Source organism: Kitasatospora sp. NPDC057965 (assembly GCF_042887135.1).
In the GTDB taxonomy this organism is placed as follows: domain Bacteria; phylum Actinomycetota; class Actinomycetes; order Streptomycetales; family Streptomycetaceae; genus Kitasatospora.
Genome location: NZ_JBHVPZ010000021.1, coordinates 124,493 through 150,211, shown reverse-complemented (window position 1 = coordinate 150,211; position 25,719 = coordinate 124,493). Strand labels below are relative to the sequence as shown.

The 25,719-nt window shown below is 75.7% G+C and carries 24 protein-coding genes; 16 read left to right on the top strand and 8 right to left on the bottom strand.

The annotated features are described in order from the left end of the window. Positions 1–233 precede the first annotated feature (233 nt). The 7 genes from ACFVVU_RS26360 (at position 234) to ACFVVU_RS26330 (ending at position 5,582) form a co-directional block, all read left to right on the top strand. Positions 234–1,400, top strand: coding sequence for a SchA/CurD-like domain-containing protein (locus ACFVVU_RS26360; protein WP_380684429.1), 1,167 nt, complete (start codon positions 234–236; stop codon positions 1,398–1,400). 63 nt (positions 1,401–1,463) lie between these two features. Continuing rightward, the gene (locus ACFVVU_RS26355) at positions 1,464–1,898 is read left to right on the top strand and encodes a cupin domain-containing protein (protein ID WP_355373990.1); all 435 of its coding nucleotides are present in this window, start codon (positions 1,464–1,466) and stop codon (positions 1,896–1,898) included. Further along, on the top strand, positions 1,895–3,154 hold the full coding sequence (locus ACFVVU_RS26350) for a beta-ketoacyl-[acyl-carrier-protein] synthase family protein (protein ID WP_380684428.1): 1,260 nt from the start codon (positions 1,895–1,897) through the stop codon (positions 3,152–3,154). Before ACFVVU_RS26355 ends, ACFVVU_RS26350 begins: the two co-directional genes overlap by 4 nt. 5 nt (positions 3,155–3,159) lie before the next feature. Next, positions 3,160–4,401, top strand: coding sequence for a beta-ketoacyl synthase N-terminal-like domain-containing protein (locus ACFVVU_RS26345; RefSeq protein ID WP_387792581.1), 1,242 nt, complete (start codon positions 3,160–3,162; stop codon positions 4,399–4,401). Between the two features lie 80 nt (positions 4,402–4,481). Continuing rightward, on the top strand, positions 4,482–4,745 hold the full coding sequence (locus tag ACFVVU_RS26340) for an acyl carrier protein (protein WP_380684426.1): 264 nt from the start codon (positions 4,482–4,484) through the stop codon (positions 4,743–4,745). A gap of 1 nt (position 4,746) precedes the next feature. After that, on the top strand, positions 4,747–5,202 hold the full coding sequence (locus ACFVVU_RS26335) for an SRPBCC family protein (protein WP_355374001.1): 456 nt from the start codon (positions 4,747–4,749) through the stop codon (positions 5,200–5,202). 14 nt (positions 5,203–5,216) lie between these two features. Beyond that, a complete protein-coding gene (locus ACFVVU_RS26330) occupies positions 5,217–5,582 on the top strand; it encodes a TcmI family type II polyketide cyclase (protein WP_380684425.1) in 366 nt (121 codons plus the stop codon). A gap of 72 nt (positions 5,583–5,654) precedes the next feature. Here the strand turns inward: ACFVVU_RS26330 and ACFVVU_RS26325 are convergent, their stop codons facing one another. The 3 genes from ACFVVU_RS26325 to ACFVVU_RS26315 form a co-directional block, all read right to left on the bottom strand. Next, on the bottom strand, positions 5,655–7,295 hold the full coding sequence (locus ACFVVU_RS26325; protein WP_387792577.1) for an amino acid adenylation domain-containing protein: 1,641 nt from the start codon (positions 7,293–7,295) through the stop codon (positions 5,655–5,657). Positions 7,296–7,850: 555 nt separating this feature from the next. Next, complete coding sequence (locus tag ACFVVU_RS26320; protein WP_387792575.1) at positions 7,851–8,801, bottom strand: hypothetical protein; 951 nt, start codon at positions 8,799–8,801, stop codon at positions 7,851–7,853. A 90-nt stretch (positions 8,802–8,891) separates the two neighbouring features. Beyond that, complete coding sequence (locus ACFVVU_RS26315) at positions 8,892–9,344, bottom strand: PPOX class F420-dependent oxidoreductase (protein WP_387792573.1); 453 nt, start codon at positions 9,342–9,344, stop codon at positions 8,892–8,894. A 251-nt stretch (positions 9,345–9,595) separates the two neighbouring features. On the opposite strand from ACFVVU_RS26315, the gene ACFVVU_RS26310 reads away from it, so the two are divergent. Next, positions 9,596–10,033, top strand: a complete 438-nt coding sequence (locus ACFVVU_RS26310) for a hypothetical protein (RefSeq protein WP_387792571.1) — start codon at positions 9,596–9,598, stop codon at positions 10,031–10,033. Positions 10,034–10,171: 138 nt separating this feature from the next. Further along, positions 10,172–10,858: a class F sortase gene (locus tag ACFVVU_RS26305; protein ID WP_387792569.1), complete on the top strand. Its 687-nt coding sequence runs from the start codon at positions 10,172–10,174 to the stop codon at positions 10,856–10,858. A gap of 38 nt (positions 10,859–10,896) precedes the next feature. Here the strand turns inward: ACFVVU_RS26305 and ACFVVU_RS26300 are convergent, their stop codons facing one another. After that, positions 10,897–11,928: a methyltransferase gene (locus ACFVVU_RS26300; RefSeq protein ID WP_387792567.1), complete on the bottom strand. Its 1,032-nt coding sequence runs from the start codon at positions 11,926–11,928 to the stop codon at positions 10,897–10,899. Between the two features lie 82 nt (positions 11,929–12,010). Next, positions 12,011–13,159 carry a right-handed parallel beta-helix repeat-containing protein gene (locus tag ACFVVU_RS26295; protein ID WP_387792565.1) on the bottom strand — a complete coding sequence of 383 codons (1,149 nt, stop codon included), beginning with the start codon at positions 13,157–13,159 and terminating at the stop codon, positions 12,011–12,013. 291 nt (positions 13,160–13,450) lie between these two features. On the opposite strand from ACFVVU_RS26295, the gene ACFVVU_RS26290 reads away from it, so the two are divergent. The 3 genes from ACFVVU_RS26290 to sph all read left to right on the top strand — a co-directional run bounded on the left by ACFVVU_RS26290 (position 13,451) and on the right by sph (position 17,709). After that, positions 13,451–14,470, top strand: a complete 1,020-nt coding sequence (locus tag ACFVVU_RS26290) for a deoxyribonuclease IV (protein WP_387792563.1) — start codon at positions 13,451–13,453, stop codon at positions 14,468–14,470. Positions 14,471–14,556: 86 nt separating this feature from the next. Continuing rightward, complete coding sequence (locus tag ACFVVU_RS26285) at positions 14,557–16,653, top strand: MMPL family transporter (RefSeq protein WP_380683617.1); 2,097 nt, start codon at positions 14,557–14,559, stop codon at positions 16,651–16,653. Between the two features lie 72 nt (positions 16,654–16,725). Then, positions 16,726–17,709: a sphingomyelin phosphodiesterase gene (gene sph, locus ACFVVU_RS26280; RefSeq protein ID WP_387792561.1), complete on the top strand. Its 984-nt coding sequence runs from the start codon at positions 16,726–16,728 to the stop codon at positions 17,707–17,709. A gap of 56 nt (positions 17,710–17,765) precedes the next feature. Here the strand turns inward: sph and ACFVVU_RS26275 are convergent, their stop codons facing one another. The 3 genes from ACFVVU_RS26275 to ACFVVU_RS26265 all read right to left on the bottom strand — a co-directional run bounded on the left by ACFVVU_RS26275 (position 17,766) and on the right by ACFVVU_RS26265 (position 21,635). Further along, positions 17,766–18,029: a hypothetical protein gene (locus tag ACFVVU_RS26275; protein ID WP_387792558.1), complete on the bottom strand. Its 264-nt coding sequence runs from the start codon at positions 18,027–18,029 to the stop codon at positions 17,766–17,768. Positions 18,030–18,032: 3 nt separating this feature from the next. Continuing rightward, positions 18,033–21,143, bottom strand: coding sequence for an SNF2-related protein (locus ACFVVU_RS26270; RefSeq protein ID WP_387792556.1), 3,111 nt, complete (start codon positions 21,141–21,143; stop codon positions 18,033–18,035). A 165-nt stretch (positions 21,144–21,308) separates the two neighbouring features. Beyond that, on the bottom strand, positions 21,309–21,635 hold the full coding sequence (locus ACFVVU_RS26265) for a putative quinol monooxygenase (RefSeq protein WP_380683613.1): 327 nt from the start codon (positions 21,633–21,635) through the stop codon (positions 21,309–21,311). Between the two features lie 233 nt (positions 21,636–21,868). Here ACFVVU_RS26265 and ACFVVU_RS26260 point away from each other — a divergent pair, with 233 nt between their 5' ends. The 4 genes from ACFVVU_RS26260 to ACFVVU_RS26245 all read left to right on the top strand — a co-directional run bounded on the left by ACFVVU_RS26260 (position 21,869) and on the right by ACFVVU_RS26245 (position 25,640). Further along, positions 21,869–22,060, top strand: a complete 192-nt coding sequence (locus ACFVVU_RS26260) for a YegP family protein (protein ID WP_380683612.1) — start codon at positions 21,869–21,871, stop codon at positions 22,058–22,060. Between the two features lie 123 nt (positions 22,061–22,183). Further along, a complete protein-coding gene (locus ACFVVU_RS26255; protein WP_387792553.1) occupies positions 22,184–23,494 on the top strand; it encodes a glycosyltransferase family 4 protein in 1,311 nt (436 codons plus the stop codon). Beyond that, positions 23,491–24,639 (top strand): glycosyltransferase, encoded by a 1,149-nt coding sequence (locus ACFVVU_RS26250; protein WP_387792550.1) that lies wholly within the window; start codon positions 23,491–23,493, stop codon positions 24,637–24,639. The genes ACFVVU_RS26255 and ACFVVU_RS26250 overlap by 4 nt, the downstream gene beginning before the upstream one ends. Positions 24,640–24,710: 71 nt before the next feature. Beyond that, the gene (locus ACFVVU_RS26245) at positions 24,711–25,640 is read left to right on the top strand and encodes an SGNH/GDSL hydrolase family protein (RefSeq protein WP_387792548.1); all 930 of its coding nucleotides are present in this window, start codon (positions 24,711–24,713) and stop codon (positions 25,638–25,640) included. The last annotated feature ends 79 nt before the right edge of the window (positions 25,641–25,719 follow it).

Genomic DNA, 25,719 nt, shown 5'->3' with positions numbered 1-25,719 from the left:
GACGCGGTGGCCCGTTCCTACCGTCCCCCGCGCCGGGCGCGTTGTGCCGTCTCGTCGCCCGGATGGCCCGCATATCTCGCGCCGCCCGGAAGCGCCGCGCACGATCGACCTCAGGCCTGGTGGCCGACGGCCACCGCCGCACCCCTCCCGCCGGGGGCCGCCCGGCCTCCTCCGGCACCGGCGCCGCCGCACGCGGCCCCCGACGCGCGCGGCCCAGAAGCAGAAAGTGGACCATGACGACTCTGTCCGAACCGCCCGCCCGGCAGCACTCCCCCTCCGAGACGCGCCTGCGGGTGGTGCTGATGCTGGAGATCCAGGACGGCGCCCAGCAGCGCTTCATGGACGTGTACGAGCAGCTGCGCCACCAGGTCGCGACCGTGCCCGGCCATGTCAGCGACCAGCTCTGCCAGTCGATCAACGACCCCCGCCAGTGGCTCATCACCAGTGAGTGGGAGGACCAGGAGACCTTCCTGCAGTGGGTGGACAGCCCCGCCCACCGGGAGATGGTCAAGCCGATGCACGGCTGCGTCAGCGACACCTTCCGTTCCCTGCGCTACGCGATCCTCCGGGAGACCTCCGCCGCCGGCGCCACCGGCAGCCGGCCGCCGCTGGAGGTGCCGGCCGACCTGCCGCGTTCCGCCCCCGCCGGGCAGGCCGGTCCGCCCAAGGCCGACCCGGGACCGGACGGCGTCGTGCGCCACGCGCTCACCTTCACCGTCAAGCCCGGCAGCGAGCCGGAGGTGGCCCGGATCCTGTCCGGCTACGCCTCCCCGCGCGCGGAGGTGGACGAGACCACCCGGCTGCGCCGCACGTCGCTGTTCATGCACGGCAACCGGGTGGTCCGCGCGGTCGAGGTGATCGGCAGCCTGGGCGAGGCGCTGCGGCACGTCGCCATGCAGCCCGAGGTGCGGGCCGTCGAGGAGGCGATCAACCCGCACCTGGAGGAGGCCCGTCAGCTGGGCGACCCGCAGGCGGCACGCGCCTTCTTCGCCCGGGCCGCGCTGCCGGCCGCCAACCAGGCCGTCGCCGGCTCCCCGGCCTCCGGGCGGCTGCACCGGCACGCCGTGCTGTACCCGGTGAAGCCCGGCAAGGGGAAGTCGGTCACCGACGTGCTGGCCGAGTACGACGACCTCGCCACCGCCGACCCGACCGGCCCGGTCGCCGCGAGCACCGTCTTCCACCGCGGGGACGTCGTGGTGCGGCTGGTGGACCTGCGGCTGCCGCCGGAGGCGGACCCGGCGGCGGCGCTCGGCGTGGCCGGCGAGCGCGAGGCCACCGTGCTGGGCCGGCTGCTCGACCTCGGCCCGGAGGGGGACCTGCGGACCGAGGCCGGACTGCGCGCCTTCCTCGCCGCCCGCAGCATGAACCCGGTCACCGACCGGACGTCCCAGGACTCCTGACCACCACCGCACTCCGGCAAGTTCCGGCAAGCCCCGGCAAGACTCGGCAAGAAGGAAGAAACCATGTCCACGCAGTACCCACGGATCGTGAACGTCTCCGAGGCGCCGGAGAACCGCCGGCGCGGCGGCGACCTGCGCGCCATGCTCACCCCGACCACCTGCGGCGCCACCAGCGGGTTCATGGGCCTGGCCATCGTGCAGCCCGGCGAGCGGATCGGCGAGCACTACCACCCGTACTCCGAGGAGTTCGTGTTCGTCGTCACCGGCGACCTGGAGGTGGACCTGGACGGCGAGACCCGGGTGCTCAAGCCCGAGCAGGGCCTGATGATCCCGATCGACATGCGCCACCGGTTCCGCAACGTCGGCGACACCGTGGCCAAGATGGTCTTCCACCTCGGCCCGCTGGCGCCGCGCCCCGAACTCGGCCACGTCGACACCGAGGAGACCGGGCCGGTGGTCAACTCCGGCCCGCCGGAACACGCCAAGGTGAGCTCGTGAGCCGCCGTCGGGTCGCCGTCACCGGAATCGGCGTGGTCGCGCCCGGAGGGGTCGGGGTCCCGGCGTTCTGGGACCTCCTCACCGCCGGGCGGACGGCGACCCGGGGCATCACGCTCTTCGACCCCGCCGGGTTCCGCTCCCGGATCGCCGCCGAGTGCGACTTCGACCCGGCGGCCCACGGGCTCGGCCCGGACGACGTCCGACGGGCCGACCGCTACGTGCAGTTCGCCATGGTCGCGGCCGACGAGGCGATCACCGACGCCGGACTCGACCTGGCCGCCGAGGACCCGTGGCGGATCGCCGTCTCGCTGGGCACCGCCGTCGGCGGCACCACCCGGCTGGAGCACGACTACGCCCTGGTCAGTGCCGGCGGCGCCCGCTGGGACGTCGACCACCGGCTCGCCGAACCGCAGCTGCACCGGGCGTTCGCGCCCAGCACGCTCGCCTCGGCGGTCGCCGAACGGACCGGCGCGCACGGCCCGGTGCAGACCGTCTCCACCGGCTGCACCTCCGGCCTGGACGCCATCGGGTACGGCTTCCAGGCGGTCGAGGACGGGCGCGCCGACATCTGCGTCGCCGGCGCCTCCGACTCGCCGATCTCGCCGATCACCGTCGCCTGCTTCGACGCCATCAAGGCCACCAGCGAACGCAACGACGACCCGGCGCACGCCTCCCGCCCGTTCGACGCCCACCGGGACGGCTTCGTGCTCGGCGAGGGCGGCGCCGTCCTGGTCCTGGAGGAGCTGGAGCACGCCCGCCGGCGCGGCGCGCGGATCTACGGCGAGATCGGCGGGTTCGCGACCTTCGGCAACGCCTACCACATGACCGGCCTCACCCAGGAGGGGCTGGAGATGTCGCGGGCGATCGACCACGCGCTCGACCACGCCCGGACCGACCGCACCGACGTCGACTACGTCAACGCGCACGGCTCGGGCACCAAGCAGAACGACCGGCACGAGACGGCGGCCGTCAAGCGCTCGCTCGGCGAGCACGCGTACCGGACGCCGATGAGCTCGATCAAGTCGATGGTCGGGCACTCGCTCGGCGCGATCGGCGCCATCGAGGTGGTCGCCTGCACCCTCGCGCTGGACCGCGGTGTGGTGCCGCCGACCGCCAACTACGAGACGCCCGACCCGGAGTGCGACCTCGACTACGTGCCGCGCGCCGCCCGGGAGCTGCCGCTGCGCAACATCCTGTCGGTCGGCAGCGGATTCGGCGGATTCCAGTCCGCTGTCGTACTCACGAGAACGGGGTGAGATCCATGACGTCACGTCAACAGGAACGCCGGGCGGTGATCACCGGCCTGGGCGTGGTGGCACCCAACGGGGTCGGGGCCGACGCCTTCTGGAAGGCCACCCGACAGGGCGTGAGCGTCCTGGACCGGATATCCCGCGAGGGCTGCGTCGACCTCCCGCTGCGCATCGCGGGCCAGGTGCGGGACTTCGACCCGCGGGCCGTCGTCGACAACCGCTACCTGGTGCAGACCGACCGGTTCACGCACTACGCGATGGCCGCCGCCGACCAGGCGGTGGCGGACGCCGGCTTCACCGCCGACCCCGAACAGCCGTACGCGGTCGGCGTGGTGACCGCGGCCGGCTCCGGCGGCGGCGAGTTCGGCCAGGGCGAGCTCCAGCAACTGTGGGGCAAGGGGCCGCAGTTCGTCGGCCCCTACCAGTCCATCGCGTGGTTCTACGCCGCCAGCACCGGCCAGATCTCCATCCGCGGCGGCTACAAGGGCCCGTGCGCGGTGGTGGCCAGCGACGAGGCCGGCGGCCTGGACGCCATCGCGCACGCCGCCCGGGCCGTCGAGCAGGGCACCGACGCGGTGGTGGTCGGCGCCGCCGAGGCCCCGCTCGCGCCCTACTCGATGGTCTGCCAGCTCGGCTACCCCGAGCTGAGCCTCGCCGACCGGCCGGACCGGGCCTACCTGCCGTTCTCCCCCGACGCGGCCGGCTTCGCCCCCGCCGAGGGCGGCGCGATGCTGCTGCTGGAGGACGAGGCGACCGCCCGCCGGCGCGGGGCCGCCGTCCGGGCGCACATCGCCGGCCACGGCGCGACCTTCACCGGTGCCTCCCGCTGGGCGCAGTCCCGGGAGGGCCTGGCCGCGGCGATCCGGATCGCCCTGGACCGGGCCAGGATCGCGGCGGAGGAGATCGACGTGGTCTTCGCCGACGCCCTCGGCGTCCCGGCCGCCGACCGCGCCGAGGCGCTCGCGCTGGCCGACGCGCTCGGCCCCTACGCCGAGCGGGTGCCGGTCACCGCCCCCAAGTCCGGTACCGGGCGGGCCTACTGCGGCGCGCCCGCGCTGGACACCGCCGCCGCCGTGCTCGCCATGGAGGACGGCGTGCTGCCGCCCACCCCGAACGTCACCGAGGTCGCCCACGACCTGGCCCTGGTGACCGACCGCGCCCGCCCGGCCGAACTGCGCACCGCGCTGGTGCTCAGCCGCGGGCTGATGGGCTCCAACGCGGCGCTGGTGCTCCGGCGCGGCGAGCCGTCCTGAACTCCCCGCTCCGCCCTGCTCCGCCCCGATCCATCCGTTCACCCCTCGCTCACCACTCGCTCGTTACGAAGGGAAACCCCGTGAGCAACACCCTCAGTTATCCCGAACTCGCGGCGCTGATCCAGGCCCGGGCCGGCGTCGTCATCGACCCGGCCGCGCTGGAGCGCCCCGGCGCCGCCTTCGACGAGTTCGGCGTGGACTCCCTCGGCCTGCTCGGCGTGGTCGGCGAGCTGGAGAACCGGCACGGCGTGAAGGTCACCAACGGCGCGGAGTCGGCCAAGACCCCGGCCGAGTTCCTGGAGCTGGTCGACTCCGCGGTCACCACCGCGAAGGCGGGTGCCTGAGATGCCCGGACACACCGACAACGAGATCGTCATCGCGGCCCCGCTCGACCTGGTCTGGGAGATCACCAACGACCTGGAGAACTGGCCGCAGCTGTTCAGCGAGTACGCCTCCGTCGAGGTCCTGGAACGCGAGGGCGACCGGGTGCGGTTCCGGCTGACCATGCACCCCGACGAGGACGGCAAGGTGTGGAGCTGGGTCTCCGAGCGCACCACCGACCGCTCCGAGCTGGCGGTCAGCGCCCGGCGGGTCGAGCCCGGCCCGTTCGAGTTCATGGACATCCGCTGGGAGTACGCCGAGGTGCCGGCCGGGACCCGGATGCGCTGGGTGCAGGACTTCGCGATGAAGCCCACCGCGCCGGTCGACGACGACGGCATGGTCAACCACATCAACCGCAACTCCCGGATCCAGCTGCAGCTGATCCGCGAGAAGGTCGAGAAGAAGGCGGCGGAGGTCTGACCATGGTGTCCCCCGTGACCAGCCCCGGGAGCGTGCCCGGGACGGCGCACACCCACCGCGCCCTGATCGTCGCCCGGATGAAGCCCGACGCGGCCGGCGGCATCGCCGAGGTCTTCGCCGAGTCCGACAACCGGGGCGAACTCCCGCACCTGATCGGGGTGACGGGGCGCAGCCTGTTCCAGTTCGGCGACGTCTACCTGCACCTGATCGAGGCGGACCGCCCGCCGGGCCCGGCCGTCGCCCAGGTGACCGGCCACCCCGAGTTCCGGGCGATCAGCGACGCGCTCACCGCGTACGTCCGGGCGTACGACCCGGCCACCTGGCGGGGGCCGAAGGACGCGATGGCGCGCGAGTTCTACCGCTGGGAGCGGCGGGGCTGAGCGCGCGCCGCCGGCACGGCGGACACCCCGGGACCGGAAGGCCCACGGGGTGTCCGCCGTGCCGGCACGCGCTCAGCCGGCGGCGCCCGGACGGCGCCCGTCCCCTCGGCCGCCCTGCGCGGGGGCGGCCTCCTCGGCCTTGAGCAGCGCGGCCCGGTCGATCTTGCCGTTGGCGTCCAGCGGGAAGGCCTCGACCGGCCGCAGGACGCCCGGCACGGCCTGCTCGGGCAGCCAGGGCCGCACGGCGGCCAGCAGCGCCTCGCCGTCCACCGGCTCGCCGGCGGCGGCCGTCGGCTGGACGAAGGCGAGCAGCTGGGCACCGCCCCCGGCCGGGGCCGGGCGGGCGACGACGACGGCGCGCCGCACCCGGGGGTCGCGTTCGAGGGCGGCCTCGACCTCGGCCGGCTCGATCCGCACACCGCCGACCTTGACCTGGTCGTCCAGCCGCCCGAGGAACTCCAGCACCCCGTCCGGGCGCATCAGCACCCGGTCGCCGGTGCGGTAGACCCGGTCGGTGCCGTCGACCTCGTCGGGCGCGGAGACGAAGCGCTCGGCGGTCGCCCCGGCGTCGAGGTAGCCGATGGCCAGGCCCTGGCCGCCGATCCGCAGTTCGCCGGCCTCCCCGTGCGGCAGCGGGCGGCCGTGCTCGTCGGTGACCAGGACGATCGCGCCCGGGATCGGGCGCCCGATCGGCGGCGCGCCGGCGCCGTGGTCGACGCCCGGGGCCATGGTGTGCACCGTGGTGACGACGGTGGCCTCTGCCGGGCCGTAGGCGTTGTGGACGGTCGCGGTGACGTCCGCCCCGGGGGCCCGGCGCAGCCGGTCGCCACCGATCATCAGATGGCGCAGCGGCAGGTCGCCGGGCCAGGGGCGGTCGAGGACGGGTTCGGCGAGCGGGGTGGGCAGCACGCCGACGGTGACACCGGCGGTGCGCCACCAGCCGGTGAGCGCGGCCGGGTCCCGGCGGACGACCTCGGGGGCGACGCAGAGCGCCGCGCCGGAGCCGAGAGCGGCCCACAGCTCCATCGGGTGCGGGTCGAAGGCGACGCCGACGAGCAGGCTGTGCCGGTCGCCGGGGCCGAGGCCGGTCAGCTCGCGGTACCAGGTGAGCAGGGCGCCGAACGCGGTCTGGCCGACGGCGACGGCCTTGGGCAGGCCGGTGGAGCCGGAGGTGAGCACGGTGTACTGGGCGCCCTTGGGGGCGTGGACGGCGGGCGCTCCGCCGGCCGCGGGAGCGGCGAAGGCGGCCACGGTCCCGGGCGCGCCGGGGGCGGCGAGCGGGCGGTGCCGGCCGTCCCGGTGGGCGGGCGGCAGCAGCGCCGGGTCGCCGATCAGGCAGGCGGGGCGCAGCTGCTCGGCGACGGCCCTCAGCCGGCGCTCGCCGGGGCGCGGGCCGAGCGGCAGGTGGACGGCGCCGATCCTGGCGACGGCCAGGGTGGCGGCGACCAGGGCGGCGGAGTGGTCCAGGCAGAGGCCGACCAGGTCGCCGGGCCGCACCCGCTCGGCCAGCTGCTCGGCGACGTCGTCGGCGAGGCGGTCGAGTTCGGCGTAGCCGAGGGTCAGCTCGCCGTCGATCAGCGCGGGGGCGTGCGGGGTGCGGCGGGCCCAGCTGGTGAACAGGTCGAGGACGGCGCCGTCGCGGTGCGGGCGGCCGTGGGCGAGGGAGAGGCCGGGCAGGAGTCCGGGCACGGGGCGGGCCGGGGTGCTGGTCATGGTCGGTCCTCCGAACGTCGGTCGAGGGTCGTCGGTACGTGGCCGGCCCGGACCCGTGGCCCGGGCCACGATCACCTTCCGGACCTCGGAGGTCCCCTTGATGATGGTCGTCATCCGGACGCGGCGGTAGGGGCACTCCGGCGGGTGGCCGCGCACCCGGCCGCCGGCACCGTGCGCCCGCCCTCCGCCGGCGCCCGGTCCCGCGAGGTCCCGACACGGGACGGGAGAGGTGTGCCGTTCATCGAACGACTCTCGGTCACCGCTTCACCGCCGGGCAACCGGCTGGCCGGATTCCGGCCCTCGCGCGGACCGGCCGGATGCCGCCGGCCCCTCGGCCCTGACGCACCGGCGGCCCGCGTCGCCGGCTGCGGCCCGGTTCCCGGGCGGGCGGGCACGACCAGCGGTGACGCGGGGACCGTCCCCCGGGCGCCGCCCGTCGACGCCGCGCCCGCCGTCCGGCCGGCGGCGACCACGGCGGCGGACGGCCTCCTTCAACTTGGCCGGAACGCTGGATCCATTGACGTTCCGTCACCGTCGCCCGCCGGGAGCTGCGGGTCAGGCCGGGTCGAGCCCGGCGTCCGGGGTGCGGCCCGCCTGGGCCTGCTCGATGCGCTTGACCAGCATCGCGGCGAGCCGCCGGGTACCGGCCAGGTCCACCGGCCCGCCCTCGGTGGTGACGGTCGCGACCAGCGTGCCGGAGCGCAGCACGATCGCCACGCCGTCCCGGCCCGCCAACTGGCCCTGGAACGCCCGGCTCTCCGTGCCCAGCGGGCCGATGTCCGCGGGGCCGTACTTGGTGGTGTCGCCGTAGGAGGCGTACGCCTCCTTGAGGCGGTCCTGGGCCTGGGCGCGGTTGGGCAGGGTGTCGACGCCGAAGCGCACGGTCGTCTCGCCGGCGCTGAACCGGGCCTGCCCGCTCAGCGGCCTGCCGGTGCACGGTGCGGCGATGGAGCAGGTGGTGGCGTGGTCGGCGGTGTCGACCCGCCGCTTCTCCTCCTCCCAGCCGGTCATCGCCTTCTGGTCGGGCAGGAGCTGGGCGACGAGCGCGGAGTCGAGCAGCGGGGTGTCGGAGTCGGGTCCGGCGGCCGGCTGCCCGCCACCGGCCGTCGCGCCGCCCGCCGTCGTCCCCGCCGTGGCACCTGCTGTGGCGCCGCCGCCCCCGGACGTTCCCCCGGGCGTTGCCCCGGCCGCGGTCCCGGACGGGCCGCCCGCTGACGCTCCGGCGCCGGCCGACGGGCCCGGAGCCGTCGCCCCGGCCGCCGCACCGCCCACCGTCGCGGCCTCCGGCGTGCCGGCCGGGGCCGCGCTCCCGTCGCCGGGCGCCGGGGTCGTGGCGGCGCTCCCGGCGGCCGCCTCCGCCGTCGCGCCCGGGCTCGCCGACACCACCGGGGCGCCCTTGGCCGCGTCCCCGGAGTGCCCCGAGCTCCCCGAGCCGCAGGCCGCCACCGCCGCCAGCAGTACACCCGTCGCCGCCGCAGCGGCCACCTTCCGACCGGCCCCGCCCATGTCCCGCCCCTCTCGTGTCCGTGGCCCCTCAAGATAGACGCGCCCCGGAGCGACCGGTTCCCCGGGGCGCGGCCTCACGGACCCTCCGGCTCAGACACCGTCCGGCGGGGCGGCTCCGGGGGCGCCCGGCGGCAGCGGCTCGACACCGGTCACCCGGCTCACCCTGGTCGGCTCGATCAGCACCACCACCCGCCGCTCCCCCGGGATCCCCCAGCCGAAGCGTTCGACGCCGAGGTAGGTGCGGGCCAGCCGGTCGATGTTCCGCTCGGCCTCCTCGCCCTCGACGAAGCGCACCACCTGCCCCCGGATCTGCACCCGGTCGTACGGGTCGGCGGGGCCGGCGAGCGCCAGACACACCCGCGGGTCCCGCCGCAGGTTCCGCTCCTTGACCCGCCCGACGGCGGTGTTGAACAGCAGCAGGTCCCCTTCCATCCCCACCCACATCGGGCTCACGTGCGGCGACCCGTCGGCGTTGACCGTGCCGACGTACCAGATGTGCCCCGCCTCGATCCGTTCCCTGACGTCCTTCGAGATCTCGACCATGCGCCGAGTCTGCCCGCCCCCGTCCGGCGCACTCCGCACCCCGAGCCCGGCGGTCACCCGGACCGCCCAGGGCGATCGGGTGAACACGCCCGGGACTTCCACCCGAAGGGCTCACCGACCGCGCTGCCGTTGCCACCTTCCGGTGGCACCTGCCGCCACCGTGGTTGACGTTGGATCAGGCGCCCGCCCGTGAATCCCCTGGCCGACGACGTGTCGGCGATCACGGATACCGCGCCGGAAGGATCATCATCATGCGTTCTGCACGCACGCTGCTCGCCGGGGCCGCCGTGGCCGCGGCCCTGACCGTCGGCACCCCGCTCGCCTTCGCCGACGGCGCCTCCGACCAGGGCAAGAACCTGACCTGGCAGGAGAAGCAGGAGAAGGCGGCCAGCCCCGAGGGCCAGAAGACCTGGGAGGAGAAGCAGCAGGGCTCCTCCGGCACCGAGGAGCACAAGGCCGAGGGCAAGGGCTCGGAGAGCAAGGGTTCCGAGGGCAAGGGCTCGGAAGGCAAGGGCCACGAGGGCAAGGGCGAGGAGAAGGCCCCGCACGGCGGCGTGCACACCGGCGGCGGCGGGCTCGCGCTCTCCGGCGGCGGCCTCGCCTCCGGCGCGGTCCTGCTGCTCGGCGGGCTCGGGGCCGGCGCCATCGCACTGCGTCGCGGTCGCCGTACCGCCGGCGCCGCCGTCTGACCTCGCGCCGTTCCCGCCGCCTCCCTTCGTGGCCCGCGTCCGGTCCGCCGGGCGCGGCGGAGGCGCGCGGGGCGGCGCTTCGCCGTATCGGGCCCGCGGCCTCGGCGGCGCGGGCCACGGAGAGGAGTACCAGCGACGATGGCCGGTCCGATCCCCGGTACGTCCCGGCTGCTGCGCACCGGCATGGGTGCCGCGGCGCTCGGCCTGCTGCTGATCTACAACTCGGTGGACACCCTCCCGGCGGACGGGTCCGTCCCGGGCCCGGCCGCGCCCCCGGCCGCCGGCGCCGCCACCGCGCCGGCCGACGCCGAGCCGGCGGCGCCCGCCCCCGCCGCACCGGTCAAGGCGGCGCCGCCGCTCAAGCGGTCCAAGCCGGTCCGGCTGCGCATCCCGCAGATCAACGTGGACGCGCCCGTCGGCGAGCTGACCCTGAACCCCTCCGGGCAGCTCAACGCCCCGCCGCCGGACGACAAGAACCTGGTCGGCTGGTACCGCGACGGCGTGACGCCCGGCGAGCGCGGCGCCGCCGTGGTCGCCGGGCACGTCGACACCACCAAGGGGCCCGCGGTGTTCCTGCTGCTCAGCCTGATGCTGCCGGGCAACAAGGTGGAGGTCCAGCGGGCCGACGGCACCGTCGCCGTGTTCACCGTCGACGCCGTCGAGACCTTCGCCAAGGACGCCTTCCCCGACCAGCGGGTCTACGGGAGGACGCCCGACGCGCAGCTGCGGCTGATCACCTGCGGCGGCGCCTACGACAAGAAGCGCAAGGACTACCTCGACAACGTGGTGGTCTTCGCGCACCTGGAGTCCTCGCGCCCGGCGTGAGCGCCTCCCGCGGCGCGCCGGCGGTCGGCGCGGGCGGGTCAGCCCCGGACGACGGCCTCGAAGGCGTGCAGGTACGGGTTGACCGGGCGGACCTCGTGGACCTCCAGGCCGGCCGCGGTCATCAGCCGGACCATGCTCGACTCGGAGTGCTTGGCACCGCCGACGTTGAGCATCAGCATGAGGTCCATGGCGGTGGTGAACCGCATCGAGGGGCTGTCGTCGACGAGGTTCTCGACCACCACGACCCGGGCACCCGGACGGGCCACCGCGACCACGTTCGCCAGGGTGCGGCGGGTGCTCTCGTCGTCCCACTCCAGGATGTTCTTGATGATGTAGAGGTCGGCGAGCACCGGGATCTCGACCCGGCAGTCACCGGGGACCAGCCGGGCCCGGTCGGCGAACGCGCCGCCCGCGCGCAGCCGGGGGTCGGCGCCGGCGACCACCTTGGGCAGGTCGAGCAGGGTGCCGTGCAGCGCCGGGTGCTTCTCCAGCAGGCTGGCCAGGACGTGGCCCTGGCCGCCGCCGATGTCGACCACCGAGTCGATGCCGGTGAGGTCGAGGTAGGCGGCGAAGTCGGCGGCGGACTGCCGGCTGGAGGTGGTCATCGCCTTGTCGAAGACCTTGGCGGACTCTCCCCCGTCGCTGTGCAGGTAGTCGAAGAACTCCTTGCCGAACAGCTCGGGGAAGACGTTGCGGCCCGAACGCACCGCCTCGTCCAGCCTCGGCCAGGCCTCCCAGGTCCACGGCTCGGTGCACCACAGGGAGATGTAGCGCAGGCTGTTCGGGGCGTCCTCGCGCAGCAGCCGGGACATCTCGGTGTGGGCGAAGCGGTCGCCGTCGAGCTCCTCGAAGATGCCGTAGCAGGTGAGGGCCCGCAGCAGGCGGCGCAGCTGCCGGGGCTCGGTGCCGAGGTCGGCGGCGAGGTCGGTGACGGTGGCGGGGGTGTCGCCGAGCGCGTCGGCGGCGCCGAGCCGGGCCGCCGCGCGGACGGCGGCGGCGCAGGCGGCGCCGAAGACGAGCTCCCGCAGGCGCATGGCGGCCTGTGGGGTGGTGGCGGGTGCGGTGGTCATGGACCGTTTCTCTGCTTTCTGCGGGAGCGGGATGGCGCGGGGGCCTCGATCGGCTTCGGGTGCGGTGCGGCGGGCGGACCGGTCAGCAGCGGCCGGCCGGCTCGGAGACCGCGCACTGGTTGCGGGTGAAGGCGTTGTCGGTACCGGTGTCGCGGTCGGCGAGATCGGCCGGGCCGTTGCCGAGCACGAGGTTGTCGGCGACGGTGTTGCGGGCGTTGGGCACGCCGACCACGCTGTGGACGAGCACGATGCCGCCGGAGAACGGCGAGGCGCCGACGTTGTCGCGGACCTCGTTCTCCGTCACCGCGGTCTCCTCCGCGCCGGTGAGCACGATGCCGGCGCCCTGGATGTGGTCCAGCCGGGGGTTGGGCGGGCAGTAGCGGTTGTTGGCGACGACCTGGTTGCGGTGGACGGTGAGCGCACCGGCCCGTGGCACGCCCTCGTCGCCGACGATGAAGACGCCGCCGCAGTTGCCGTGGATCCGGTTGCGCTCGATGCTCAGGTCGCGCAGCCGGCGGACGGTGACGCCGATCCGGTTGTCGGTGAGCAGGTTGCCGGTGACCAGGGTGCCGTCGGTGGAGAGGGCGCCGCCCTCGCTGTCCACCGTGTTGGCGAGGAAGACGCCGGACTGGCCGTTGCGGGCGGACTCGTTGGCGGTGATCACGCCCCGGGTGGACTTCTCCTGGCTGATGCCCTGCTGTCCGTTGTCGTGGACGTAGGTGGCGCGGACGGTGAGGCCGGTGGTGCCGGTGGCGTTGATGCCGTTCTTGCGGAAGCCGGAGACGGCGAGCGCCTCGACGGTGACGCCGTCGAGCGGCCGGTCGTCGGTGCCGACCACGCAGAGGCCGTGGCCGGCGGCGGAGCAGGCCGCGGCGGCGTCGGCGGCGGACGTGGCGGCCTTGGTGGCGGGTGCCGTGGCGGGCGCCGCGGAGGTGTCGAGCGCCGTCGCGCTGTCGGCGGGGAGGATCACGCTGTCCGGCCCGGCCCCGCGCAGGGTGAGGCCGGGCGTGGTGATCCGGACGCTGCCCCGGTACTCGCCGGGGAGCAGCTGCACGGTGTCGCCGGGGCGGGCGGCGTCGAGGGCCTGCTGGATCGACCCCCCGGGCTGGACCACGTGCAGCTCGCCGGCGGCGTGCGCGGGCGCGGCGCCGACGGCGGTGAGGACGGTGGTCAGGGCGGTCGTGGCGGCGGCGGTGGCCGCGGCGAGGTGGTGGACCCGTCGCGTGGGCATGGGTGATGACCTGCTTTCTGGCACGCCTCCGCGCGGGAGCCCCGACGCGCTCGTTCGCGGGGGCCATCGGCGCGGTGACGCAAGGTGAGCGGGGGATGACGGCCGGTGGGTGTCGGCCGAACCGACGCTAGGTGCGCTGCGGTGCCCGCGCCACCAGGGTTGGGCTGCCGGGCTGACGGGGCGTCGGAAGCGGCGGCGCCACCCGCGTCGTCCCGGGGCGGCCGGGCCCGCCGACCGGGTGGCGGCGACCGCCGTCGGGAGTCCCGCCGCCGGCGTGCCATGCTCGGAGCCATGAGCACCGCCACCACCAGCGCCATCACCGCCGCCCCCGTCACGCCTACCGCCCCCGGGGGCCCCGGACCGGCCGGCCGCAACCCGGTCGGCGCCCATGTGCCGGTGGCGGCCCGGGGCCTGGCGGGCACCGGCCTGGCGTACGCCCGGCGGGTGGGCGCCGAGACGGTGCAGGTGTTCGTGGCGAACCCGCGCGGCTGGGCGACGCCGCCCGGCAACCCGGCGCAGGACGAGGAGTTCCGCGCGGCCTGCGCCGAGCAGCGGATCCCCGCCTACGTCCACGCGCCGTACCTGATCAACTTCGGTTCGGACAATCCGGCCACCCGTGAGCGCTCGGCCGTCTCGCTGCGCCACTCGCTGCTGCGCGGACACGCGATCGGCGCGCTGGGCGTCGTGCTGCACACCGGTTCGGCGGTCGGCGCGGCGGCGGACGGCGGCTCGCGCCGGGCCGAGGCGATGGCGCAGGTCCGGGCGGACGTGCGCCCGCTGCTGGAGGAGCTGGACGCGCTCGGCGACGACGCGCCGTGGCTGCTGCTGGAGCCGACCGCCGGTCAGGGCCGTTCGCTCTGCTCGCGGATGGAGGACCTCGCCGAGTACGTCGACGCGCTGGACGGCCACCCCAAGGTCGGGGTCTGCCTGGACACCTGTCACGCCTTCGCGGCCGGCCACGACCTGGCGGCGCCGGGCGGCGTGCGCGGGACGCTGGACGCGCTGGTCGCGGCCGCCGGTCCGGACCGGCTGCGGCTGATCCACGCCAACGACTCCGAGGACGCCGTCGGCGCGCGCAAGGACCGGCACGCCAACATCGGCGACGGCCTGATCGGCGCCGAGCCGTTCCGCGAGCTGTTCGAGCACCCGGCGACGGCCGGCGTCCCGCTGCTCGTGGAGACCCCGGACCGCAAGCACGGCGGCGACGGCACCGGCCACGCCCGGGACATCGCCGCGCTCAAGGCACTGCGGGCCCGCGCCGGACGGCCGGCGTCGGCCGACCCGGCCCGCGGCGCGGTCCCCGGCCTGTAGGCCACCCGGCCCGCACCGGGCTGCCGGGGTGCACCCCCGGTGGGACGCTGGAGCGAATCACGCGCCCCAGGACGGGGGATCTCCCGATGAGCCCGACCCGGAAGTTGGCCGAGCTGCCGTGCGGCCGCCGCGGCAAGTGGGTGGTACTGGCCCTGTGGCTGGTGCTGCTGGTGGTGGCGGGCCCGCTGGCGGGCAAGCTCACCGGTGCCGAGGACAACCAGGCCTCCAGCTGGCTGCCGAGCAACGCCGAGTCCACCCGGGTGCTGGACGAGCAGCGGGCCTTCCAGCCGGTGGACACCGCCCAGGCGGTGGTGGTCTACGTGCGGGAGAGCGGGATCACCCCCGCCGACCGGGCCGAGGCGGCCCGGGACGCCGAGGCCTTCGCCTCCGCCCCGCACGTGCTCGGCCCGGTGCAGGGGCCGGTCCAGTCGGCGGACGGCCAGGCGCTGCAGACCATCGTGCCGATCGACATCGGCACCGGCGGCTGGCAGGACCTGCGCCCGGCCGTGGACAGTCTGCGGGCCACCGCCGCCGCCAACAGCCAGGGCATGACCACCCATGTCACCGGCCCGGCCGGGGTCGGCGCCGACCAGGCGGAGGCCTTCGCGGGGATCGACTCCACCCTGCTCGCGGCCACCGTCACCGTGGTGATCGTCCTCCTGCTGCTCACCTACCGCAGCCCGGTGCTGTGGATGCTGCCGCTGTTCTCGGCGGCCGGGGCGCTGGTGGTCGCGCAGGCGGTGATCTACCTGCTGGCCAAGCACGCCGGACTGACCGTCAACGCGCAGAGCGCCGGCATCCTCATCGTGCTGGTGCTCGGTGCGGGGACGGACTACGCGCTGCTGCTCACCGCCCGCTACCGGGAGGAGCTGCGCCGGCACGAGGACCGGCACGAGGCGATGGCCTTCGCGCTGCACCGGGCCGGGCCCGCGATCCTGGCCTCCTCGGCGACCGTGATCGTCTCGATGCTCTGCCTGCTGGTCGCCGAGATGAACTCCACCAGCGGCCTCGGTCCGGTCTGCGCGATCGGTGTGCTGGTGGCGCTGCTGGCGATGCTGACCCTGCTGCCGGCCCTGCTGGTGATCGTCGGCCGCTGGGTGTTCTGGCCGGTGCGGCCGGCGTTCGGGACGCCCGAGCCGACGCGGACCGGCCGCTGGGCGCACGTCGGCGCATGGATCGCGCGCCGTCCGCGCAAGGTCTGGATCGGCACCACGCTGGCCCTGGGGGCCTGCTGCGTCGGGCTGGTCTCGCTGAACGCGACCGGTCTGAGCACGGCCGGCACCTTCACCGGCAAACCGGACTCGGTGGTCGGCCAGGAGGTGCTGGCGGCGCACTTCCCGGCCGGCACCGGGGCGCCGCTGACGGTCGTCTCCGCGGCCGGCGAGGCGGAGACGGTGCGCGCGGTGACCCAGCAGACGGCCGGGGTGTCGGGCACCACCCAACCGGTGACGCACGAGGGCCGGGCGATGTTCCAGGCGACGCTCACCGACCCGCCGGACAGCCAGGCCGCCAAGGACACCGTGGACCGCTTGCGGACCTCCGTGCACGCCGTGCCGAACGCCGACGCCCAGGTGGGCGGCTCGACGGCGGTGATCCTGGACGCGGGCCGGGCCGCGACCTCCGACAACCGGACGATCATTCCGCTGGTGCTGGGCGTCGTCCTGGTGATCCTGGCGCTGCTGCTGCGCGCGGTGACGGCGCCGCTGGTGCTGATCGCCACCGTCGTGCTCTCCTACGCGGCGGCGCTCGGCATCAGCGCGTTCTTCTTCGCGCACGTCTTCCACTTCGAGGGCCAGGACAACGCCTTCCCGCTGTTCGTCTTCGTGTTCCTGGTCGCGCTGGGCATCGACTACAACATCTTCCTGATGACCCGGGTCCGCGAGGAGTCCGCCCAGCACGGCACCCGGCCGGGCGCGCTGGCCGGGCTGGCCGCCACCGGCGGTGTGATCACCTCGGCCGGTCTGATCCTGGCGAGCACCTTCGCCGTGCTGGGCACCCTTCCGATCGTCGGCTTCGCCGAGATCGGCTTCGCGGTGGCGCTCGGCGTGCTGCTGGACACCCTCGTGGTGCGCTCCGTGCTGGTCACCGCGGTGACCCTGGACCTGGACCACCGCATGTGGTGGCCGAGCGAGTTGTCCAGGCAAGTTCCTCCGCCCAAGGAGGAGTTGGTCAGACAGCTTTAAGTTACCGATGCGTTCATATGGTTATCGTTCACCGTCTGGACGAACGTGGCCCTGCGTCGCTTCACTGCGGGCATGCCAACTCCCTCCGCGCGCCTCGCCGCCGTCTGCACGGCCGCCGCAGCCCTGCTCGCCCCCATCGCCGCCGCGCCGGGCGCCCACGCCGCCACCACCGGGAACGCGTCCGTCCCCGCGCTCAAGGTGCTGACGTACAACGTCTTCCTGATGAGCAAGAACCTCTACCCCAACTGGGGCCAGGACTACCGGGCCAAGGCCATCCCCGCCGCCGACTTCTTCCAGGGCCAGGACGTCGTGGTGCTCCAGGAGGCCTTCGACAACGCCGCCTCCGACGCGCTGGTCGCCCAGGCCTCGGCCGCGTACCCGTACCACACCCCGGTGGTCGGCCGCTCGACCAGCGGCTGGGACGCCACCTCCGGCAGCTACAGCTCCGCCACCCCCGAGGACGGCGGCGTCACCCTGCTCAGCAAGTGGCCCATCCTGCGCAAGGAGCAGCATGTGTTCAAGGACGCGTGCGGCTCGGACTGGTGGTCGAACAAGGGCTTCGTCTACGCCGTGCTGAACGTCAACGGCCTGCGCACGCACGTGATCGGCACCCACCTGCAGTCCACCGACACCGGCTGCTCCGCCGGCCGGCCGGCGGCGGTCCGGGCCGCCCAGCTCAAGGCGATGAAGGCCTTCGTCGACGCCAAGAACATCCCGGCCGCCGAGCCGATCGTGCTCGCCGGTGACCTCAACATCGACTCGCACGGCGCCGAGTACCCGGCGCTGCTGGCCAACGCGGGCGTGGCCCCGGCCACCGCCCGCGACGGCTGGGCCGACTCCTTCGACACCGCGGACAACTCGATCGCCGCCTACCGCTACCCGGGCGAGCCGAAGGAGGACCTCGACTACGTCCTCTACCGGGCCGACCACGCGCGCCCGGCGAGCTACACCAACACGGTGGTCCGCTTCCACAGCGCGCCGTGGACGGTGAGCAGTTGGGGCACCGGCTACACCTACAACGACCTCTCCGACCACTACCCGGTCACCGCCGGCTGACCGGCCGGCCGGCTCGCCGGTTGGGCGGTTGCGGCGACCGCGGCGGTTCACCCGGGTCAGCCGGCCCCGGTGAACCGCCGGTAGGCGGCGGCCAGCGCGGCGTCCAGCGGGCGCCCGCGGGAGGTCGGGCCGGTGGGACCCAACTCGTCGAGAGCGGTGGAGACTTCGCCCCGCGGATCGTCGACCGGGGCGGGGACGGAACCCTGCCAGAAGGCGTCGATCAGCTCGGCCAGGGGTCGGTCCGGTTGTTCCGGATGCTCCGGATGCTCCGGATGCTCCGGCCGCTCCGGCTGCTCCGGTCGTTGCTCGAAGTCGGCCACGGGTCACTCCCCGATCGCGTCGGCGGACAGGGTCAGCAGTTCGCGCAGCCGCTCGGCGGGCAGCTCGGCGAGCCACTGCTCACCGTCGCCGACCGCCGCCTCGGCCAAGGTGCGCTTGGCGTCGAGGAGTTCGCCGATCCGTTCCTCCACGGTGCCGGCGCAGACCAGCCGGCGGACCTGCACGGCCCGGCGCTGGCCGATCCGGTGCGCGCGGTCGGTGGCCTGGTCCTCGACCGCCGGGTTCCACCAACGGTCCAGGTGCACCACCTGGTTGGCGGCGGTCAGGTTGAGCCCGGTGCCGCCCGCCTTCAGCGAGAGCAGGAACACCCGCGGCCCGTCCGGCGACTGGAAGCGCGCGACCATCTCCTCGCGCCGCCCGCGCGGCACCCCGCCGTGCAGATAGAGCACCTCCTCGCCCAACTTCCGCCGCAGGTAGGGCCGGAGCATGGTGCCGAACTCCGCGTACTGGGTGAAGACCAGCACCCGGTCGCCCTCGGCCAGCGCCTCCGTCAGCAGCTCGACCAGCCGCTCCACCTTGCCCGAGCGGCCGGCCACCGCCGTACCGTCGTGCAGGAGTTGGGCCGGATGGTTGCAGACCTGCTTGAGCCGGCCGATCGCCGCCAGCACCGCGCCCTTGCGCTCGACGCCGCGCAGCCCGCCCAGCCGCTCCAGCAGGTCCGCCACCACCGCCCGGTAGAGCCCGGCCTGTTCCGCCGTGAGCGCGCAGCGGACGGTGAACTCCTGCTTGGCGGGAAGGTCCTGGACGATCAGCGGGTCGGTCTTGCGCCGGCGCAGCAGGAACGGGCCGGTGACCCGGCGCAGTCGGGCCGCCGCGTCCACGCTGCCGGTCTGCTCGACCGGGATCGCGAACCGCTCGCGGAACGCCTCCGGGCCGCCGAACAGCCCGGGGTTGGCGAAGTCCAGCACGGCGTGCAGATCGGCCAGCCGGTTCTCCACCGGGGTGCCGGTGAGCGCGATCCGCGGGCCGGAGCGCAGCGAGCGCAGGGCCCGGGACTGCCGGGCCGACCGGTTCTTGACCTGCTGGGCCTCGTCGGCGACGATCCGCCGCCAGTGGACGCGGCGCAGCTCGGCGGCGTCCCGCTGGACCAGGCCGTAGGTGGTGATCACCAGGTCGGCGGTGGCGTCCGGCGCGGTGCGGTCGGGGCCGTGGTGGACGTGCACCCGCAGGCCGGGGGCGAACCGGGCGGCCTCGCGCTGCCAGGTGCCGACCATCGACATCGGGCAGACCAGCAGGACCGGACCGCGGGCCCCGCGCTCCTGCTCCAGGGCGAGCAGGGCGAGGGTCTGCACCGTCTTGCCGAGGCCCATGTCGTCGGCCAGCACGGCACCGAGGCCCAGCCGTCCCAGCGCGTCCAGCCAGGCCAGCCCGCGCCGCTGGTAGGGGCGGAGGGTACCGGTGAAGCCGGCGGACGGCTGCGGGGCACGCTCGGCGGGGCCGGGCCGGCCGGCCAGCAGGTCGCCGATCGGGCCGGTGGCGTGGACGGCGGTGACCGGCAGTCCGTCCACCACAGCGGTGTCGTCCACGGCCAGCCGCAGCAGTTCGACCGGCTCCATGGTGCCGCTGCCGTGCTCGGCCAGGAATCGTACGGCGGCGGCGAGTTGGGCCTGGTCGACCTCGATCCAGCGGCCGCGCAGCCGGACCAGCCCCTGCTGGGCGGCGGCGAGGTCGGCGAGTTCCCGCTCGGTGAGCGTGGACTCGCCCAGGGCGAGGCGCCACTCGAAGGCCAGCACGGCGTCCCGGTCGACCTGTGCGGTGCGGGCCACGGCGGACGGGTCGCCTGGCGGGGTGCCGGCCGTCAGGACCAGGCCGAGCCGGGGGCGGCGCTGCCACCAGGCGGGCAGCAGGACGCCGAATCCGGCGCGGGCCAGCGCGGGCGCGCCCTCGCGCAGGAAGCGCAGGGCACCCGCCCGGTCGAGCCGGGCCTCGGTGGCGAAGGCGCCCGGGAGCAGCGCGCGCAGCCCGGGGTCCACCCGCAGGGCCCGGGCCAGCTCGGCCCGGTAGGCCTCGGCCGGGTCGCCCGCCTCGGCGGGGACGGCGCCGGCCAGCGCCTGGTGCGCCGGGTCGGCGGTGCCCGGCCACAGGGCGGCGGCGGGGACGACCAGGGAGGGGCGGTCGATGGCGCGGACCAGCAGGTCGAGCCGCCAGGTCTCGGCGCGCACCCCGCCGTCGGGGTCGTCCTGGTCGGGGCCGAGCGGTTCGGTGAGGCGGAAGTCGAGCCGCAGCGGCGCGTCGGCCGGGCGGGCGCCCTGCCAGGCGGCCAGCCGGTCGGGCAGTGCGGCGGGCGGGGCCTGGTCGAGCCGGCCGTCGGGGCCGTGGAGGGCGGCGAGGAAGGGGTCGGCGGGCGGGTCGAGGTCGGCGAGGGCGACCCGGGCCTCCTGGTCGACCAGGGCGTCGAGCAGACCGGCGAGCAGGGCGGTGGCGGGGGGCGCGCCTGCGGAGGGCCCGCCCGCCCCGGACGCGCCCGCCGGGTGCTCCGCGCGGCAGACCGGCGGGCAGCCGGCGGCCAGCGCGGCCGTCTCCCGTCCGGCGTACGCGTCCGGGGCGGGCCGCCAGCGCGCGTACCACCGCCCCGCCTCCTCGACCAGCACCGGCAGCAGCCGCCCCCGCCCGACCAGCCGCCAGGCCAAGTCGTGCACGGCGGCCAGCCAGCGCACCGAGGCGCCGTACGCCAGCTCGGCCGGGGTGCCGTCGGGCAGCTGGACGGTCGCGCCCGGCCAGTGCGGATCGTGCAGCGCGCCGAGCAGCTGGGCGGCCTGCGAGCAGTCGAAGAGCAGCGCGGGCACCCGCCACGGGCTCAGCGCCACGCCCCGCGACACGGCGCCCACCGGAAGGTCCGGGGACGGCACGGGCCGGGCGGCGAGGGTCGGCAGCAGCAGCCCGGTCCACCGCTCGGCGGCCTGCTCGGCCAGCCATCCGAGGCCCGGCCCGACCGCTGCCAGCAGCCGCGCCACCTCGGCGGCGGGGCAGGCGAACGGGTGCGCCGTCCCACCGCGCTCACCGCGGGCGGGCGCCTCGCCCCGGTACACCGACGCGTCCTCCGCCCAGACGGCGAGCCGGCCGTCGGCCCGCCAGAGCGCGTGCAGGGCGTACATCGGCGGGCGGCACCTCTCCGGGGCGGGGACGGGCGGAACGGGACGGGTGGAACGGGACGGGCAGAGCGGGCTTCCCACCCTAGTCCGCGCCACCGACAGAGCCCGGAACACCGGAACGGCCGGACGGTCCGAGGACCGACCGGCCGTTCCGCGAGGGCGCGGAGGTCACCGCGGGGTGATCTCGCCCATCTCGCCCCAGCCGTCCATGCCGGGGATCTCGATCGAGACGATCCGCGGCTTGGCGGCCACCGCGTAGGACATGTCCTCCATCGCCTTCACGAAGTGCGCGGACTCCACGTGCTCCTTGCCCGCGTCGCCGTCGCGGAACGCCTCGACCAGGACGAACTCGTGGGGGTCGTCGACGCTGCGCGACCACTCGAAGAAGAGGTTGCCGGGCTCGTTGCGGGTGGCCCGGGTGAAGTCGTCGACGAGGCTGAGCCATTCGTCGGCGCGCTCGGGGCGGACCGCGAACTTGACGGTGATGAAGATCATGGGACTTCCTTTCGTTCCACGCCCGTCCGCGACCACCTTGGGAGCGGCGGCCTCTCAACGAGCGCAGTGGTCATTGTCCCAGGTCGGACGGGGTACCGGGGATCGCAGTGGTCCACCGGGCGGGCACACCCGGCGGCCCCGTACCCGGATGGTCCATCTGGCGCGCGTGGCAAGGGATTTGCCCCTACGGTGCGGTTGCGAGGGGGCTTCCTGAACGAGAGGTGTCAACTGCCATGGCGGGAAAGTTCGAGCTGTACACCGATGAGCACGGCATGCACCGGTTCCGGCTCAAGGCGAGCAACGGATCGATCGTGGTGACGGGCGACCCGGAGGAGAGCCGGGACGACTGCCTCAAGAGCATCGAGTCGATCCGCAAGCTCGCGCCCTACGCCGAGCTGAAGGAGGCGGCCGCCGGGCCGGCCTGAGGACTTCGGCGGCGCCCCTCACCGGGCGGGACGCGGGTCGGCGGGACAATTCGCCGACCCGCGTTCGTTTGTACGACAGATCCCTTTGGCCGCGTGCACGCCGGGGGTGGAGAGAACACGGACATGCGTGTCGTCATCGTCACCGAATCCTTTCCCCCCGAGGTCAACGGCGTCGCCCACAGCGTGCTGCGCACCGCCGAGCACCTGCTGCGCCGGGGACACCAGCCACTCGTCGTCACGCCGGCGCCCGCGCGCGGCGCGCAGAGTCCCTCGCACACCTTCGGCGCCGGCGGCGTGCCGGACGAGCTGCCGGTGGTGCGCGTCCCCTCCGTCCCGCTGCCCGGCTACCCCCAGGTCCGGATCGCGCTGCCCAGCAGGCAGCTGGCCGCCGCGATCCGCGGCCACCGGCCCGACCTCGTCCACCTGGCCAGCCCGTTCGTACTGGGCGCGCGCGGGGCGCAGGTCGCCGCCCGGCTCGGCGTGCCCGTCGTCGCCGTCTACCAGACCGACCTCGCCGGGTACGCGCACGCCTACCGGGCCGGGCGCGGGCTCGGCGAGACGGCCGCCTGGCACCGGATCCGCGCCGTCCACGGCCTCGCCGCCCGCACGCTCGCGCCGTCCACCCCCGCCGCCCAGGACCTCACCGCGCACGGGGTAGCCCGGGTCCAGCTGTGGCCGCGCGGCGTGGACTCGGTGCGCTTCCACCCGCGCCACCGCGACGAGGCGCTGCACCGGGCGCTCGCCCCCGGCGGCGAGGTGCTGGTCGGCTACGTCGGGCGGCTCGCGCCGGAGAAGCGGGTCGACCTGCTCGCCGAGACCGCCACGCTGCCCGGGGTTCGGGTGGTGGTCGTCGGCGACGGGCCGTCCGCGCCCGGGCTGAAGGCCGCCATGCCCGGTGCCGTCTTCCTCGGCCGGCGCACCGGCGAGGAACTGGCCCGATGTTTCGCCACCCTGGACGTCTTCGTGCACACCGGACCGCTGGAGACGTTCTGCCAGACCATCCAGGAGGCGATGGCCAGCGGGGTCGCGGTGATCGGCCCGGCGGCGGGCGGCCCGCTCGACCTGGTCGCCCACCACCGCACCGGTCTGCTCGTCCCGCCCCGCGACGGCGCGGCGGTGGCCCGGGCGGTGACCGCCCTGGCCGGGGACGCGGAGCTGCGCGCCGGGTACGGGCGCGCCGGGCGGGCGGAGGTGACGGCCCGCACCTGGGAGGCCGTCGGGGACCTGCTGCTGCGCCACTACGCCGAGGTGCTCGCGGAGCACCACGGGGTGGCGGCCTCCCCGGCCTCCCCGGCCTCCTCCGACTCCTCCGACTCCTCCGGCTCCTCCGGCTCGGGCGCCTCGGCCGCCTCCGCCGCCGGCTCGCAGGCTCCGGCGCCCGCGGCCGGGCCCGGCCGGCCCACCGCCCCGCTGACGGAGGACCTGCCCGCATGACCGCCGCACCGCTGCGGATCGTCCGGGTGGCGAACTTCGTCACCCCCGTCTCCGGCGGACTGCGCACCGCGCTGCGCCACCTCGGCGCGGGCTACCGGGCCGCCGGGCACACCCCGGTGCTCGTCGTGCCCGGGGAGCGCCGCACCGTCGAGCAGGACGACCAGGGGCTGGTCGTCACGCTGCCCGGCCCCGTGCTCCCCGGCAGCGGCGGGTACCGGCTGCTCACCGACCGCCGCACGGTGGCCGCCGAGCTCGAACGGCTGGCCCCCGACCGGCTGGAGGTGTCCGACCGCACCACCCTGCGCTGGACCGGCGCCTGGGCCCGGCGGCACGGGGTGCGCTCGGCGATGGTGTCGCACGAGAGCGCCGTCGGCGTGCTGCGCACCTGGGGCGCGCCCGGCCCGGTCGCCGACGCGGCCGCCGACCGGCTCAACGGCCGCACCGCCAGGTCGTACGACACGGTGATCTGCACGACCGACTGGGCCGCCGCCGAGTTCCACCGCCTGGGCGTGCGGAACCTCGCGCGCGCCCCGCTCGGCGTGGACCTCGCCGCCCTGTGCCCGCCGTCCCGCGACGACCGGGCGGCGGAGCGGGCCCGGTACGCGGCCCCCGGGCAGGTGCTGCTGGTGCTCTGCTCCCGGCTCTCCACCGAGAAGCGCCCCGCGCTCGCCCTCGACGCCCTGGCCGCGCTGCGGGCCGCCGGGGTCGACGCGGTGCTGGCCGTGGCCGGCACCGGCCCGCTGCGGTCACGGCTGGCCGCCCGGGCCGCGCGGGAGCGGCTTCCGGTGCACCTCCTCGGCCACCTGGCGGGACGCCCGGCCGTCGCCCGCCTGCTCGGCTGCGCGGACGTGGTGCTGGCGCCGGGGCCGGTGGAGACCTTCGGGCTCGCCGCACTGGAGGCGCTCGCCTGCGGCACACCGGTCGCCGTCCACCGCGGCTCCGCCCTGCCCGAGCTGGTCGGCACGGCCGGCGTGGCCGCCGAACCGACCGGCGCGGGGTTCGCGGAGGCGGTGCGCGAAGTCCTCGCGCGCCCCGAACCGGCCCGGCGCGCCGCCGCGCGCGCTCAGGCCGAACGGTACGGCTGGCCGGTGGCCGTGGCGGCCTTCCTCGCCGCCCACGGCGCGGCACCCGTCACCGCCCACTGAGCGCGGGTCCCGCCCGCCACGGCCGGGCGGCAAGGGAGGAACGGAACAGCAGGGAACGGGTGGGAGGTCCGATGAACACCATCACCACAGTGGACGGAGGAGGCGGCACCGTACCGGGAGCCGCACACGGCGCGACCCGCGGGGGCGGGAGGCGGACCGGCGAGCCGGTCCGCTTCGTGGCCCTCGGCGACTCACTCACCGAGGGCGTCGGCGACCCGATCGCCGACGGCTGGCGCGGCTGGGCGGCCCTGCTCGCCCGGTCCCTGGCCCCGCCGCAGCCCGGCGTCGAGTTCACCAACCTCGCGCGCAGCGGCGCGCTCACCACCGACCTGACGGCGGAGCAGCTGCCCGCGGCGCTCACCCTGCGCCCGCGGTTCGCCGCCGTGGTGGCAGGCGGCAACGACACCCTGCGGTCCGGCTTCGACGTCGGCCGCACCACCCTGGCCCTGGACACCGTCCTCGGCCGGCTCACCGACAGCGGCGCCGTGGTGCTGACCGCCTGCCTGCCCGACCCGGGCGCCCTGCTGCGCCTGCCGCGTCCGCTCGCCCGGCCGCTGGCCCGGCGGATGCGCGCGGTGAACACCGTCGTGCACGCGCTCGCCGTCCGCCACGGGGCCGTCCACCTGCACATCGCCGAGCTGCCCTGGACGGCGGAGCGCCGGCTGCTGAGCGTCGACCGCCTCCACCCGAGCGCCGAGGGCCACCACTTGATCGCCCGCGGGTTCCACGACCTGCTCACCGCCGCCGGCCGCCCGCTCGGCCCGGCGCCCGCCCCGGAACCGGCCGAGCCGCCGCCCGGCACCCTGGCCGACGTCTGGTGGATGGCCACCAAGGGCACCCGCTGGGTCGCCGACCGCAGCACCGACCTGCTGCCGGGCCTGGTCGCCCTCGCCGCCGTGGAGGGCTACGCCCGCCTCCGCGGCACCACCGACCACCACGACCGCCGAATGGCCCACGCCACCACCACCGCCCTCGCCACCCTCCCAGCCCCCCGCCACTGACCCCGCCGACTCCCAACACCCTCCCCGGCCGCCCACGGAACCGAAAGTCGAACCCGCCGACTTCCCGCTCCGCATGGCG